Below are 14,456 nucleotides of genomic sequence, written 5' to 3' on the forward strand. Positions count from 1 at the left end.
CCATGCTGCTGCGTTTTACCAAGATGCACGGCCTGGGCAATGACTTTATGGTCCTTGACCTGGTCAGCCAGCACGCGCATATCCTGCCCAAGCACGCCAAGCTGTGGGGCGACCGCCATACCGGCATCGGCTTCGATCAGTTGCTGATCGTCGAGGCGCCAAGCAATCCGGAGGTGGATTTCCGTTACCGGATCTTCAACTCCGACGGTTCCGAAGTGGAACAGTGCGGCAACGGTGCGCGCTGCTTCGCCCGGTTCGTGCTGGACAAGCGCCTGACCGCCAAACGGCAGATTCGCGTCGAGACCAAAAGCGGCATTATCGAGCTGGATATCCGCAGCGACGGCCAGATCAGCGTCGACATGGGCGCCCCGCGCCTGGTGCCGGCCGATATTCCGTTCCAGGCTGAGGCCCAGGCCTTGAGTTATCCACTGGATGTCGACGGCACTGTGGTCGAGGTGGCCGCTGTGTCCATGGGCAACCCCCATGCGGTGCTACGGGTCAACGACATCAACAATGCGCCGGTGCATGAACTGGGACCGAAGATCGAACATCACCCGCGCTTTCCGGCGCGGGTCAACGTCGGCTTCCTGCAGGTCATCGACCGCTCCCGCGCGCAATTGCGCGTGTGGGAACGCGGCGCCGGGGAAACCCAGGCTTGTGGCACCGGCGCTTGCGCCGCCGCCGTGGCTGCGATCAGCCAGGGCTGGATGGATTCGCCCCTGTTGATCGACCTGCCCGGCGGACGCCTGTCCATCGAATGGGCAGGCCCAGGCCAACCGGTGAAGATGACCGGCCCGGCATCCCGTGTATACGAAGGACAGGTCCGTCTATGAGAGCGACTCGCCAATGACCGATAAGCCCCAGGCACCCGCCAAGCAGCCCGAAGGATCCCCTTGCGAAAGCCTGGAGGCAGCGGCCGTCGCCGCTTACCTGGAGGCTAACCCGGACTTCTTCGTCGAACACGACGAACTGCTGCCGGCCCTGCGCATCCCTCACCAGCGCGGCGATACCGTGTCGCTGGTGGAGCGGCAGATGAAGATCCTGCGCGAGCGCAATATCGAAATGCGCCATCGGCTCTCACAGTTGATGGACGTGGCCCGCGACAACGACCGCCTGTTCGACAAGACCCGCCGCCTGATCCTGGCACTGCTGGATGCCGCCAGCCTGGAAGACCTGACCATTGCCGTCGAAGACAGCCTGCGCCAGGACTTCCAGGTGCCGTTTGTCAGCCTGATCCTGTTCAGTGACAACCCGATGCCGGTCGGGCGCTGGGTCAAGGGCAGCGAAGCGCAGACCGCCATTGGCGGCCTGTTGTCGGAAGGCAAGACCATCAGCGGCACCCTGCGCGAGCATGAACTGGACTTCCTGTTTGGCGAGGACCAGCGCGTGCAGATCGGCTCGACTGCCGTGGTCGCCCTCAACCATCAAGGCCTGCATGGCGTCCTGGCCATTGCCAGCCGTGATCCGCAGCACTACAAGAGCACGGTAGGCACGCTGTTTTTGACCTACATTGCTGAAGTGTTGAGCCGCAGCCTGCCGCGCTTTACCACTGCCCTGCGCGCGGTGCGCTAGCCATGGAACGGCAACTGGACGCCTACTGCGCTCACCTGCGCAGCGAGCGCCAGGTGTCTCCCCATACGCTGGAAGCCTACCGACGGGACTTGAACAAGGTCCTGGCGTTCTGCCAGAAACACCAGATCAGCAGCTGGAAGGCCCTTGATATCCAGGGCCTGCGCAGCCTGATTGCACGCCTGCACCAGCAGGGCCAATCCTCCCGCAGCCTGGCGCGCCTGCTGTCGGCGGTACGTGGTCTGTATCACTACCTCAACCGCGAAGGCCTGTGCGATCACGACCCGGCCAACGGCCTGGCGCCGCCCAAGGGTGAGCGCCGCCTGCCCAAGACCCTGGATGCCGACCGCACCCTGCAATTGCTCGATGGCGCGGTCGAAGATGACTTCCTGGCGCACCGCGACCAGGCGATCCTGGAGCTGTTCTATTCCTCGGGCCTGCGCCTGTCGGAGCTGACCAGCCTCAACCTCGAGCAACTGGACCTGGCCGACGGCCTGGTGCAAGTGCATGGCAAAGGCAGCAAGACCCGCGTGCTGCCCATCGGCAAAAAGGCCCGCGACGCCCTGCTGGTGTGGCTGCCCCTGCGAGCCCTGAGCAATCCGCCGGACGACGCGGTGTTTGTCAGCCAGCAAGGCCGACGCCTCGGGCCACGGGCCATTCAGTTGCGGGTCAAGGCCGCCGGCGAGCGGGAGCTGGGGCAGAACCTGCATCCGCACATGCTCCGGCACTCCTTTGCCAGCCACCTGCTGGAATCGTCACAAGACTTGCGCGCCGTGCAGGAACTGCTCGGCCACTCGGATATCAAGACCACCCAGATCTACACCCACCTGGACTTCCAGCACCTGGCAACGGTGTACGACAGCGCCCATCCCAGGGCCAAACGTGTTAAAGGCGGCGACTCATGAGCATCAAGCTAATCACCTTCGACCTGGACGACACCCTGTGGGACAACGTCCCCGTCATCATCAGCGCCGAAGCGTCGATGCGCCAATGGCTGGCGACCCATGCGTCCAAGGTCGGCGACCTGCCCCTGGAGCATTTCGCCAGCCTGCGCCAGCAGGTGCTGCAACGTCATCCCGAGCTCAAACACCGGATCAGTGTGCTGCGCCAGCGGGTGCTGATGCACGCCTTTGAAGAGGCCGGTTATCCACAGCCGCAAGCCACGGAGATGGCCGATGTGTGTTTTGAAGCGTTCATTCATGCGCGGCACCAGCTCACCGTCTTCCCCGAAGCCGAGCCGATGCTGCAAGCCCTGCGCCAGCACTTTCTGCTGGGGGTGATCACCAATGGCAATGCCGATGTGCAGCGCGTAGGCCTGGCGGATTACTTCCACTTTGCCCTGAGGGCCGAGGATATCGGCATCGCCAAGCCGGATGCGCGCTTGTTTCAAGAGGCGTTGCAGCGGGGCGGGGTGGATGCCAGTGCGGCGGTGCATATTGGCGATCACCCTGGCGATGACATCGCCGGGGCACAGCAGGCGGGGTTGCGAGCCGTGTGGTTCAACCCGACCGGCAAGGTTTGGGAAGGTGAGGCATTGCCGGATGCGCAGATTCGCAGCCTGACCGAGCTACCGGAGCTGCTCCACAGCTGGAAATAACGCGGCTGCGATACCACTGGAAATCCAAGGTGGGAGCCTGCTGGAGTTTATTCCAGGCATGAAAAAACCCGCAGCGACGGCGGGCTTTTTCAGCAAGCAAGTAACCGGCCTCAGATAGGCCGACTGCCGTACTTGTTATCCGGCTTCTTCGGTGGATCTGCCACCACGTTGGCCTCGACTTCCTGCACTTTACCGCCTTTGGCGAGGAACTCTTCCATCGCACGGGCCAGCGCATCGCGCTCTTTGTTCTTGGCCTCGACGCTCGGCAGTTCGTCTACCGAAACAGCAGCCTTGGCCTTGCCTTTGGCGGCCGGAACAGGTGCATCATCGCCACCGTCATCGTCAGCAACGTCTTCCGCTACCGCTTCAAGGCCTTCTTCGGTGTCGTCTTCGTCACCTACTTCCAGTTCGTCGTTTTCCAGATCATCGTCGCTCATGTTCTACCTCATGACTTGCGAAAAGCAGATTAGTTATAGCCCAGCTTCACCATCTGTCGAAGGCTGCCGGAAAAAAATCAACGTCCACCGGATAACCAGTGGCTTATGCCCCATCACCGTGCAGGTGGCGAGGACTTTACGAGCACCGCCATGATCAGGGTGCTCGTCCAGATAAACGCGTTGCCATGTGCCCATTGCCAAGTGGCCGGCCTTGACCGGCAAACTCAGTTGGCGACCCGATAGGCTGCCCTTGAAATGACCCGGGGCTTGGCCCGCTGGGTAATCAGGGTCTGTCGCCATATACAGTTCTGCGCCCATCGGCGCGCATTCTAGCGCGCTCTGGGAAAAAACAAAGTGCCGAATACGCCTACATGCCTGTAAGACATTCGCACACTGAAAAGTACCGTGTGGATCCAATCACAAACTCGGCACAAAAATGCTCACGCGCCTTCACCACAGGCAAATACCAGACAAAAAAATGCCCGGCAAGCCGGGCATGTTTTTTTTCATACGTTCTTACAAGTTGTAGCCACGTTCGTTGTGCTCCGCCAGGTCCAGGCCAACGGCCTCTTCCTCTTCGGTCACACGCAGGCCGATGGTCAAGTCCAGCACCTTGAGAATCACGTAGGTCACGATACCGGTGTAGATCACGGTAAAGCCTACGCCCTTGGCCTGGATCCAGACCTGTGCGGCAATGTCGGTCACGGTGCCGAAGCCACCCAGGATCGGCGCCGCGAATACGCCGGTGAGAATCGCCCCGACAATCCCGCCCACACCGTGCACACCGAAGGCATCCAGGGAGTCATCGTAGCCCAGCTTGCGCTTGAGGCTGGTGGCGCAGAAGAAGCAGATCACGCCAGACGCCAGGCCGATCACCAGGGCGCCCATCGGGCCCACGGTACCGGCGGCCGGGGTAACGGCCACCAGGCCGGCTACCACACCCGAGGCAATGCCCAGGGCGCTTGGCTTGCCGTGGGTGATCCACTCGGCGAACATCCAGCCCAGTGCCGCAGCAGCAGTGGCGATCTGAGTCACCAGCATCGCCATGCCGGCCGTGCCGTTGGCCGCAGCAGCGGAGCCGGCGTTGAAGCCGAACCAGCCGATCCACAGCATCGCCGCGCCGATCAGGGTATAGCCCAGGTTGTGCGGGGCCATTGGGGTGGTCGGATAGCCTTTACGCTTGCCGAGCACGATGCACGCCACCAGGCCAGCCACACCGGCGTTGATGTGCACCACGGTGCCGCCAGCGAAGTCCAGCACGCCCCAGTCCCACATCAGGCCGCCGTTGCCGCTCCAGACCATGTGCGCGATCGGCGCATAGACCAGGGTGAACCAGATGGCCATGAACAGCAGCATGGCGGAGAACTTCATGCGCTCGGCGAACGCACCGACAATCAGCGCCGGGGTGATGATCGCGAAGGTCATCTGGAAGGTGATGAACACCGCTTCCGGGAACAGCGCCGCAGGCCCAGTGATGCTGGACGGTGTGACACCCGCCAGGAACGCCTTGCCCATGCCGCCGAAGAACGAGTTGAAGTTGACGACGCCCTGTTCCATGCCCGTGGTGTCGAACGCGATGCTGTAGCCGTAGACGACCCACAGGATGCTGATCAGACCAGTAATGGCGAAGCACTGCATCATCACAGAAAGAATGTTTTTGGAGCGGACCATGCCGCCGTAGAACAGCGCCAGGCCAGGGATGGTCATGAACAGCACCAGTGCGGTGGCTGTCAGCATCCAGGCAGTGTCGCCGGAATTGAGGACTGGAGCCGCCACTTCGTCTGCCGCCATGGCCAGGCTGGGCATTACGATGGACAACAGGGCTCCTAGCCCTGCGAATTTACGCAGAGTCATATTGTTTTCTCCTGGGGCGTTGGGGTTTGGCGGCTTAGATTGCGTCGGTATCGGTTTCGCCGGTACGGATGCGAATAGCCTGTTCCAGATTGACCACGAAGATCTTGCCGTCACCGATCTTGCCAGTGTTGGCCGCCTTGGTTATCGCCTCGATAACCCGATCAAGATCCTTGTCGTCAATGGCGACATCAATCTTCACCTTCGGCAGGAAATCGACTACGTATTCCGCGCCGCGATACAGCTCGGTATGACCCTTCTGCCGACCGAAGCCTTTGACCTCAGTGACGGTAATGCCCTGCACGCCGATCTCGGACAGTGACTCGCGTACATCGTCCAACTTGAACGGCTTGATGATGGCAGTGACTAGCTTCATGAAAACTCTCTCCCGAATTGGTGGACTTGCCCCAGGAAAACAAACCCGTCTCAAGTCTAAGCGCAGTGCCTGGCTTTGTAACGCATCGTCGCCTCGGCAAATGCCTTTGCGACGCCAGCTAACCGTTGGTGACGAAACATGTACCCTGGTCCGTCAGCGCACTGCATTCGTCACAGCGACTGCATCAGTGCATGGGTCATGATCGTCTAAGCAGAAACCTTGCCAGCTCCGTAAAACTCACTGAAATCAATCCGTTGCCCGTCTACGCCCACCAATGGGCCGGTGCAGCAGCCTGGATACGCACAAAAACAGTGCATCCGCATTCAGCCCAGTGCGCGAAAAGCGTGCGCAGACCACGCTGAAAAGACTATAGGCGCTGCGTGATACACTGCCGGCCAACTGTTTTCCGGAATGTTTCCCATGCTCGCGCCCAAAGACCTCCTCGACGCCCTGAGCGGCCACGCCTCTCGCCTGTTCAGCGGCGAAACCCCGCTGCCCCGCAATGAAATCGAAAGCCAGTTCAAGGCGCTGCTGCAAAGCGGGTTCAGCAAGCTGGACCTGGTCAGCCGTGAGGAGTTCGACAGCCAGATGGTAGTCCTGGCCCGCACCCGTGCGCGGCTGGAGAGCCTGGAGGCGAAGGTGGCGGAGTTGGAAGCGCGGCTGAATCCACCTCAGGAATAACCACCGCGTCCCCTCTTGGAGCCGGCTTGCCGGCTCCTGCAATGACAGCGCCTGGATACGTTCTGTAAAACCTGCACACAGCGCCTCACCCTCCCTCGTCTACCCTTGAAAAACCGCAGCACGCGGCCCTCCCTTTCAAGGAACGAGCATGTCCCTCGCCATAGTCCACAGCCGCGCCCAGATCGGCGTCGAAGCCCCCGCCGTCACTGTCGAAGTGCATATGGCCAATGGCTTGCCGTCCCTGACCCTGGTGGGCCTGCCGGAGACCGCGGTCAAGGAGAGCAAGGACCGGGTGCGCAGCGCCATTCTCAACAGCGCGCTGCAATACCCCGCACGCCGTATCACCCTCAACCTGGCGCCCGCCGACCTGCCCAAGGACGGCGGGCGTTTTGATCTGGCGATTGCCCTGGGGATTCTCGCGGCCAGCGTGCAGGTACCGGCGCTGGAGTTGGATGACGTTGAATGCCTTGGCGAACTGGCCCTGTCTGGCGAAGTGCGGGCCGTCAAAGGGGTGTTGCCGGCCGCGCTGGCGGCACGCAAGGCCGGGCGCAGCGTGATCGTGCCCAGGGCCAATGCCGAGGAGGCGTGCCTGGCCTCCGGATTGAAGGTGATTGCAGTGGATCATCTGCTGCAAGTGGTGGCACACCTGAATGGACGGGTGCCGATCGAGCCGTACAAGTCCGACGGGCTGCTGTACCTGAACAAACCTTACCCGGACCTGAGCGAGGTGCAGGGCCAACTTGCCGCCAAGCGCGCGTTGCTGATTGCCGCAGCGGGTGCCCACAACCTGCTGTTCAGCGGGCCACCCGGCACCGGCAAGACCTTGCTCGCCAGCCGCCTGCCCGGCCTGCTGCCGCCCTTGAGCGAACAGGAAGCCCTGGAAGTGGCGGCCATTCAGTCGGTGGTCAGCCTCGCACCGTTGAGCCACTGGCCCCACCGGCCATTCCGTCAGCCGCACCATTCGGCGTCCGGGCCGGCGCTGGTGGGCGGCGGCTCGAAGCCACAACCTGGGGAAATCACCCTGGCCCATCACGGCGTGTTGTTTCTCGATGAACTGCCGGAATTTGATCGCAAGGTGCTGGAGGTGCTGCGCGAGCCATTGGAGTCCGGGCATATCGTGATTTCCCGGGCGCGCGACCGCGTGAGCTTCCCCGCACGTTTTCAACTGGTGGCAGCCATGAACCCTTGCCCCTGCGGCTATATGGGCGAACCCAGCGGGCGCTGTCGGTGTACGCCGGAACAGATCCAGCGCTACCGCAACAAGCTCTCGGGGCCGTTGCTGGATCGAATCGACCTGCACCTGACCGTTGCCCGGGAAAGCACCGCGCTGAACCCAGCCAAACAAACCGGCAATGACACTGCCAGCGCTTCAACCCTCGTCGCCAGCGCCAGGGATCGCCAACAACAACGCCAGGGCTGTGCAAATGCATTCCTCGACCTGACGGGTTTGCGGCGCCACTGCGAGCTATCGAAAGCCGATGAGGGTTGGCTGGAAAGCGCCTGTGAGCGCCTGACCCTGTCGTTGCGCGCAGCTCATCGGCTACTCAAGGTCGCGCGCACCCTGGCCGACCTGGAACAGGCAGACGCCATCGCTCGCCATCATCTGGCCGAAGCGTTGCAGTACCGGCCAGCCGCCGTGACTTAGCGATCCCTGGGCAAATCCAGCAGCAGCCCCGCCACTTCCATCACCTCACCCAGTACCACTTGCGCCGACTCGACGGAGGGCTTGAGCAACAGGTCATCGGTATAACCCATCGTCACCGCAAAGATCTGGCGGGCCGCACGACTGGATGAGCCACAGCGGAATACCCCGGCAGCGATCCCCTGCTCGATCACATCGGCAAGCATGGCTTGCCACTGGGCATTGACCAGCAGATACGCCTGAGCCAGTTCCGCGTCATGCATCGCCTCATCCCAGGCATCCAGCCAGAGCGCCCAGCCGGCGTCGGCGGTACACGGCAGGCAACCCTTGAGGAAACCCACCAAGGCCTCAAGCGGCGGCGCATCTGCCAATGGCCCGCGCACTTCGTCCAACTGCTCATTGGCGAAGCGAACAAAGGCTTCGCGGCGCAGTTCTTTCCAGTCGCTGAAGTAGTGATACACGTGGCTGCGGGACAAGCCCGCATGCTCCGCCAGATCGCGGGTGGAGACATCGGCAAAGCCCTTGCTGCGAAACAGCTCCAGGGCAGCGGCGATGATCTGGTCTTTACGGTCGATACGCGACATGGGCAATTCCTTACGGGCGCCGTCAGATAAGCGGCGCTTGCTTTTTGAGCGACTGCTCAAGGATACTTGAGCAGTCGCTCAATAGTAGCGCCTATTACTCCTTTGGTGCACCCATGCCATCCACAACGCCACAGATCCTGATCGAAGAAAGCAAGAAAATCGGCCAGCAATCGGCCAGCCAAACCCTCAAGGCAATCGCCAAGGCTTATCCCGGCAAGCTGTTCTGCACGCTGTCGTTGGTTGCGCTGGAGAACGCGTTGCTGCTGGCCTATCCCCTGTTTGCCGGTTTCGCCGTGGACTCGATCCTGCGCGGCGATGCCAGCAGTGCGCTGTTCTATGCGGCCGTGGTGATGGCGTTCTGGGTGGTCGGCGCCGCACGCCGGGCGTTGGATACCCGTACCTTCACGCGGATCTACGCCGATCTTGCCGTGCCTGTGATTCTCAACCAGCGTCTACAGAATCACAGCACGTCCAAGGCCGCCGCACGGGTGGTGCTGGCGCGGGACTTTGTCGACTTCTTCGAAAAGCATGTGCCGGTGATCGCAACAGCCTTGGTCTCCATCGTTGGCGCGGCCGCGATGTTATTGGTGATTGAACCTTGGGTGGGCCTGGCCTGCTTTGCGGCACTGCTGCTTTGCATCATCCTGCTACCGCGCTTTGCCCGCCGTAACGAGCAGTTGCACGAACGGTTGAATAACCGCCTGGAGAAAGAGATTGGCCTGGTGGAAAAGGTTGGCGCCCAGACGTTGCGACGCCATTACCAACTGCTGTCACGCCTGCGTATCTGGCTGTCGGACCGCGAAGCCGTCGCCTACCTGTTTCTCGGCGCGCTGGCAGCGCTACTGTTCATCGTAGCGATCAGCCAACTGGCCTTGTCGCCAGCGGTCAAGGCCGGCCATGTCTATGCGGTGATGACGTACCTGTGGACCTTCGCCAGCAGCCTCGACGAAGCGCCAGGGATGGTTGATCAACTGGCGCGGCTCAAGGACATCGGCAAACGGGTGGATCCGGGACTCGGGAATTGATCAGCCTTACCGAAACCGATCCACCTCTTGCCGCAGCCCTGCCGCCAACGTCTCCAGCTCCCTGGCGGTAATCGCCAGGTTCGAGACCACTTCCCGCTGCTCACTGTTGGCCAGGGCAATGCTCTGCAGGTTGCTGCTGAGCAAGGTCGCGGTGCTGCTTTGCTCCTGGGTCGCTGTGGTAATCGCGGCAAACTGCTGCCCCGCCGAGCGGCTTTGCTCGTCGATGCGCGCCAGGGCCGAGGCCACGTCGGCGTTGCGCGACAAGCCTTCCTGCATCAGCACATTGCCCTGTTCCATGGTGCTGATGGCATTGCCGGTTTCCTGCTGGATGCTCTGGATCATCCCGGAAATCTCATCGGTGGCCTGGCGGGTACGCGAGGCCAGGTTGCGCACCTCATCGGCGACCACGGCAAATCCACGCCCCTGCTCCCCGGCCCGCGCCGCCTCGATGGCGGCGTTGAGTGCCAGCAGGTTGGTCTGTTCGGCGATCGAGGTAATCACGCCGACGATGCCGCCGATTTCCTGGGAACGTTGGCCCAGGGTATTGATCACCTTGGCCGTGCTGTTCAGTGCCGTGGCGATATGCTCCAGGGACGACGACGCCTCCTGCATCGAGTTGCGGCCAATGCGGGTCTGCTGGGCATTTTCCTGGGCCATGCGTTCGGTATTGCCCATGTTGTCGGCAATGTTCAGCGAAGTGGCGCTGAACTCTTCCACCGCGCCGGCCATGCTGGTGATCTCGCCGGATTGCTGCTCCATGCCCTCATAAGCGCCTCCCGACAAACCTGACAGCGCCTGGGCGCGGCTGTTGACCTCTTCGGCCGCCTTGCGGATATGGGAGACCATGGTCGACAAGGCCTCGCCCATCTGGTTGAAGCTGCGTGCCAGCTGTCCGATTTCATCGTGGCTGGACACATTCAGCCGCGCACTCAAATCACCGGCCCCCAGGGCTTCGGCCTGGCGCACCAGGTCGCCCAGGGGCTGCAATTTGCTGCGTAGCAACCAGACCGCCGCGCCTACCGCCAACAGCATCGCCAGCACGCTGCCGATCACCAGGCGGATACCCACGGCCCAGGTCACCGCGCGGATCTCGGCCTTGGGCATGCTCGCCACCACCGACCACGGGCCGCCGTCAAATGGCACTGCAACGCTGTAGAAGTCTTCGCCCTTGTCACTCCAGAAACGCCCCTGGCCAGGCTTTTGCGCCAGCTCCAGGATCACCGGAACGGCCTGCTCCAACGCCTGCACGCCGGCAGGCGGCACCAGCCAGTGTTTTTGCTCGTCCAGCAGCGCCAGCGAGCCGGTCTGGCCAATGCGGAACCGCTTGAGGTTGGCGAATTGGGCGTTCTGCGCATCGGTGTAGTCGAAACCGATGAACAACACCGCAATCACCTGGCCGCTGGCATCACGTACCGGGCTGTACTGGGTCATGTAGGAACGTTCGAACAGCACCGCGCGACCGATGTAGCTCTGCCCGGCGAGCAGGCGCTGGTAGGCCGGCCCCTGGCGATCCAGCACGGTGCCGATGGCGCGGTTGCCGTCCTGTTTGGTCAGGGAGGTGCTGATACGGACAAAGTCTTCGCCGCTGCGCACGAACACCGTGGCCACGCCGCCGGACATCTGCTTGAACTCATCGACCTCGTCGAAGTTGTTGTTCAGTACTTCAGTGCCCAGGTAAAGGCCCGGGGTCTGCACCCCGGCCACACTCACCATCTGCTCGGGACGTACGCTCAACCCGGCGCCGAAGCGCTTTTCAAACAACCCACTCAAACGCTGGGTGCTCTCACGCAGGGTGCTGTGGAAGGTATTGAGTTGGTCGGCGAGCAAACGCGCTTCGCTGGCCAGGTGTTCTTCCCGGGTCAGCAGGTTGGCCGAGTCCAGGGAGCGCAGGGCAAATACCGTGCTGCCGCTGATCACGATAGCCAATATGACCGCCAAGGCAATGCCCAGCTGCGAAGCGATGCGGGCGCGGGGTTGAGACATGACAGCTCCTGGCCGAGGCCCGGATCGTCCTGATCTCATAGCGCTAATCGGCAAATTTCTTGGATTGGGGGCACGCTGAGCCGCAACTAATGGCGACTCCGACACACCTACTTCGGCGGCCCCAATCAATACTTGAGCAAATTACAGGGGCATCACTCAAAGGCACCGTGTGTAGGACGCTGCATCGTTTCACTCGAGCTGTTCCACCGCCGGCAAGGCCATGGCCCGGACTTCACTTTGCAGGAAGTCCGACAGCCTGCGCAGGCGCTCACCACCGGGGCGGGTCTTGGGCCAGACCAGGTAATAGCTTTCGCCGCTGGCCACCGCAGTCGGCCATGGCAAACTCAAGCGCCCCTGGGCCACATCCTCGGCGACCATCAGCAGATCGCCCATGGACACGCCATAGCCCCGGGCAGCGGCAATCATCCCCAGCTCCAGCGTATCGAACACCTGCCCGCCCTTGATGGCGACGCGGGACGCCAGCCCCGTACGCTGCAACCAGCGGCGCCAATCACGCCGATCCGGCGTGGGGTGCAGCAGTTCAGCGCTGGCCAGGCGCTCCACATCCCAGGGGCCGTCATTGAGCAGGTTCGGCGCGCCCACCGGGATCAACAGTTCGGGAAACAGGTAGCTGGCTTCCCAGTCCGCCGGAAAGTGCCCGTCACTCAGCAAGACCGCGCAGTCGAACGGTTCCTGATTGAAATCCACTTCGTCGATGCTCATCCAGGCGCTGGTCAACTGCACCTCGTTGCCCGGCTGCAAGTGCCGGAACCGGCTCAGGCGCGCCAGCAACCAGCGCATGGTCAGGGTCGACGGGGCCTTCATGCGCAGGATGTCATCTTCGGCATTCAAGGTATGGCAGGCGCGCTCCAGGGCGGCGAAGCCCTCGCGCACCCCAGGCAGCAGCAGGCGCGCCGACTCGGTCAACTGCAAGGTGCGCCCGCTGCGCTGGAACAGGCGGCAGGCGAAATGCTCCTCCAGGGTGCGGATATGCCGGCTGACTGCACTTTGGGTGATGGACAGTTCTTCGGCCGCACGGGTGAAGGAGTTATGCCGTGAGGCGGCTTCAAATGCACGCAAGGCATAAAGCGGAGGCAGGCGACGAGACATGAGGAAAACTCCGACGGCACGATTCCGAAACCCTACCAGATTCATCCTGGCATGAGTTTTAATCATGCGAATGATCGCATTTATCCCTTTGTGCAAAGCGCTGAGAGCGCCGAGAATCAACCCTTCTACCCCTTGTGCAATTATTGAGCGTGATGATCATGCAGCATCCGGCGCGTACCGAACTCTGGGCCATTCTGCGGCTGTCAGGGCCGTTGATTGCCTCGCAGTTGGCGCACATGTTGATGGTGCTGACCGACACCCTGATGATGGCCCGCCTCAGCCCCGAAGCCCTGGCCGGCGGCGGGCTGGGTGCGGCAAGCTATTCGTTTGTGTCGATCTTTTGCATCGGCGTGATTGCCGCCGTGGGCACCCTGGTCGCCATTCGCCAGGGCGCCGGCGACATCGAGGGCGCCACCCGCCTGACCCAGGCCGGCCTGTGGCTGGCCTGGCTGATGGCCCTGGTGGCCGGCCTGCTGCTGTGGAACCTCAAGCCGGTGCTGCTGATGTTCGGCCAGACCGAAACCAACGTGCAGTCGGCCGGGCAATTCCTGATGATCCTGCCGTTCGCCCTGCCCGGCTACCTGACGTTCATGGCCCTGCGCGGCTTCACCAGCGCCATCGGCAAAGCCACGCCGGTGATGGTGATCAGCCTGTGCGGCACGGTGCTCAACTACCTGCTCAACCATGCGTTGATCGAAGGCATGTTCGGCCTGCCCAAGCTGGGCCTGATGGGCATTGGCCTGGTCACGGCGATTGTCGCCAACTGCATGGCCCTGGCACTGTTGTGGTACATCAAATACAACCGCGCCTACGCGGCCTACCCCCTGGGCAAGGGCCTGCTGCGGCCCAACCTGCATTACTTGCGCGAGCTGTGGCGCCTGGGCCTGCCGATTGGCGGTACCTATGCGGTGGAAGTCGGCTTGTTCGCCTTTGCGGCGCTGTGCATGGGCACCATGGGCAGTACGCAGTTGGCGGCCCACCAGATTGCCCTGCAAATCGTCTCGGTGGCGTTCATGGTGCCGGCGGGCATGTCCTATGCCGTCACCATGCGCATCGGCTTGCACTATGGCGGCGGGCAACTGCTCGATGCACGGCTGGCCGGACGCGTGGGTATCGCCTTCGGCGCGAGCGTGATGCTGGGGTTTGCCATGGTGTTCTGGCTGTTTTCAGACCCGCTGATCGGCCTGTTCCTCGACCATGACGACCCGGCCTTCGCCCAAGTGATCAGCCTGGCGGTCAGCCTGTTGGCCGTGGCGGCGTGGTTCGAGCTGTTCGACGGCGTGCAGACCATCGCCATGGGTTGCATCCGAGGGCTCAAGGATGCCAAGACCACGTTCCTCGTCGGCCTGGGTTGTTACTGGTTGATTGGCGCACCGGCGGCCTGGTTGATGGCGTTTACCTTGGACTGGGGCCCGACCGGCGTGTGGTGGGGTCTGGCGCTGGGGCTTGCCTGTGCGGCGATTACCCTGACCTGGGCGTTTGAGGCGAAGATGAAGCGGATGATTGCCCAGGAGCCGCAAGTCGATGCGGTCCCACAGCCTAACTGAAGGATGTACTCGGTCAGTGTGGGAGCTGGCTTGCCAGCCCCCACCTTTTTGATT

14 protein-coding genes and 1 pseudogene are annotated in these 14,456 nt (G+C 62.4%); 8 read left to right on the forward strand and 7 right to left on the reverse strand.

Translation table 11 applies throughout. The features are described from left to right. Nucleotides 1–2: 2 nt before the first annotated feature. From dapF to PSH80_RS26155, 4 genes are read left to right on the forward strand one after another with little or no spacing between them, the layout of a single operon-like run. Nucleotides 3–833, forward strand: coding sequence for a diaminopimelate epimerase (gene dapF, locus PSH80_RS26140; RefSeq protein WP_057440487.1), 831 nt, complete (start codon nucleotides 3–5; stop codon nucleotides 831–833). Nucleotides 834–846: 13 nt separating this feature from the next. Continuing rightward, on the forward strand, nucleotides 847–1,572 hold the full coding sequence (locus PSH80_RS26145; protein WP_057440488.1) for a DUF484 family protein: 726 nt from the start codon (nucleotides 847–849) through the stop codon (nucleotides 1,570–1,572). A 2-nt stretch (nucleotides 1,573–1,574) separates the two neighbouring features. Then, nucleotides 1,575–2,474 carry a tyrosine recombinase XerC gene (gene xerC / locus PSH80_RS26150; protein WP_057440489.1) on the forward strand — a complete coding sequence of 300 codons (900 nt, stop codon included), beginning with the start codon at nucleotides 1,575–1,577 and terminating at the stop codon, nucleotides 2,472–2,474. Then, nucleotides 2,471–3,166, forward strand: coding sequence for an HAD family hydrolase (locus PSH80_RS26155; protein ID WP_057960982.1), 696 nt, complete (start codon nucleotides 2,471–2,473; stop codon nucleotides 3,164–3,166). Before xerC ends, PSH80_RS26155 begins: the two co-directional genes overlap by 4 nt. Nucleotides 3,167–3,276: 110 nt before the next feature. Here the strand turns inward: PSH80_RS26155 and sutA are convergent, their stop codons facing one another. The 4 genes and pseudogenes from sutA to glnK form a co-directional block, all read right to left on the reverse strand. Next, the gene (sutA, locus tag PSH80_RS26160; RefSeq protein ID WP_057440491.1) at nucleotides 3,277–3,603 is read right to left on the reverse strand and encodes a transcriptional regulator SutA; all 327 of its coding nucleotides are present in this window, start codon (nucleotides 3,601–3,603) and stop codon (nucleotides 3,277–3,279) included. A 103-nt stretch (nucleotides 3,604–3,706) separates the two neighbouring features. Beyond that, nucleotides 3,707–3,867: pseudogene (locus PSH80_RS26165) on the reverse strand (YjbQ family protein); the annotation flags it as partial. A 252-nt stretch (nucleotides 3,868–4,119) separates the two neighbouring features. Then, a complete protein-coding gene (locus PSH80_RS26170; RefSeq protein WP_169989468.1) occupies nucleotides 4,120–5,457 on the reverse strand; it encodes an ammonium transporter in 1,338 nt (445 codons plus the stop codon). Between the two features lie 34 nt (nucleotides 5,458–5,491). Then, nucleotides 5,492–5,830 carry a P-II family nitrogen regulator gene (gene glnK, locus PSH80_RS26175; protein WP_002555808.1) on the reverse strand — a complete coding sequence of 113 codons (339 nt, stop codon included), beginning with the start codon at nucleotides 5,828–5,830 and terminating at the stop codon, nucleotides 5,492–5,494. 420 nt (nucleotides 5,831–6,250) lie between these two features. Between glnK and PSH80_RS26180 the strand changes: the two genes are divergently transcribed. Together PSH80_RS26180 and PSH80_RS26185 are read left to right on the forward strand one after the other, a co-directional pair. Further along, nucleotides 6,251–6,511, forward strand: coding sequence for an accessory factor UbiK family protein (locus PSH80_RS26180; RefSeq protein ID WP_057444205.1), 261 nt, complete (start codon nucleotides 6,251–6,253; stop codon nucleotides 6,509–6,511). 148 nt (nucleotides 6,512–6,659) lie between these two features. After that, complete coding sequence (locus PSH80_RS26185; protein WP_115129270.1) at nucleotides 6,660–8,156, forward strand: YifB family Mg chelatase-like AAA ATPase; 1,497 nt, start codon at nucleotides 6,660–6,662, stop codon at nucleotides 8,154–8,156. Here the strand turns inward: PSH80_RS26185 and PSH80_RS26190 are convergent. Next, nucleotides 8,153–8,737: a TetR/AcrR family transcriptional regulator gene (locus tag PSH80_RS26190; RefSeq protein WP_057960984.1), complete on the reverse strand. Its 585-nt coding sequence runs from the start codon at nucleotides 8,735–8,737 to the stop codon at nucleotides 8,153–8,155. The genes PSH80_RS26185 and PSH80_RS26190 overlap by 4 nt on opposite strands. A gap of 113 nt (nucleotides 8,738–8,850) precedes the next feature. Here PSH80_RS26190 and PSH80_RS26195 point away from each other — a divergent pair, with 113 nt between their 5' ends. Next, the gene (locus PSH80_RS26195) at nucleotides 8,851–9,762 is read left to right on the forward strand and encodes an ABC transporter six-transmembrane domain-containing protein (protein WP_057960985.1); all 912 of its coding nucleotides are present in this window, start codon (nucleotides 8,851–8,853) and stop codon (nucleotides 9,760–9,762) included. Between the two features lie 6 nt (nucleotides 9,763–9,768). Here the strand turns inward: PSH80_RS26195 and PSH80_RS26200 are convergent, their stop codons facing one another. Together PSH80_RS26200 and PSH80_RS26205 are read right to left on the reverse strand one after the other, a co-directional pair. After that, entirely contained in the window at nucleotides 9,769–11,745 is a 1,977-nt protein-coding gene (locus PSH80_RS26200) for a methyl-accepting chemotaxis protein (protein ID WP_305418678.1), read from the reverse strand. Nucleotides 11,746–11,934: 189 nt separating this feature from the next. Next, on the reverse strand, nucleotides 11,935–12,855 hold the full coding sequence (locus PSH80_RS26205; RefSeq protein ID WP_057960987.1) for a LysR substrate-binding domain-containing protein: 921 nt from the start codon (nucleotides 12,853–12,855) through the stop codon (nucleotides 11,935–11,937). 152 nt (nucleotides 12,856–13,007) lie between these two features. On the opposite strand from PSH80_RS26205, the gene PSH80_RS26210 reads away from it, so the two are divergent. Continuing rightward, the gene (locus PSH80_RS26210) at nucleotides 13,008–14,402 is read left to right on the forward strand and encodes a NorM family multidrug efflux MATE transporter (protein WP_057440496.1); all 1,395 of its coding nucleotides are present in this window, start codon (nucleotides 13,008–13,010) and stop codon (nucleotides 14,400–14,402) included. The last annotated feature ends 54 nt before the right edge of the window (nucleotides 14,403–14,456 follow it).

This window comes from Pseudomonas sp. FP818 (assembly GCF_030687335.1).
GTDB classification, from domain to species: Bacteria; Pseudomonadota; Gammaproteobacteria; order Pseudomonadales; family Pseudomonadaceae; genus Aquipseudomonas; species Aquipseudomonas shahriarae.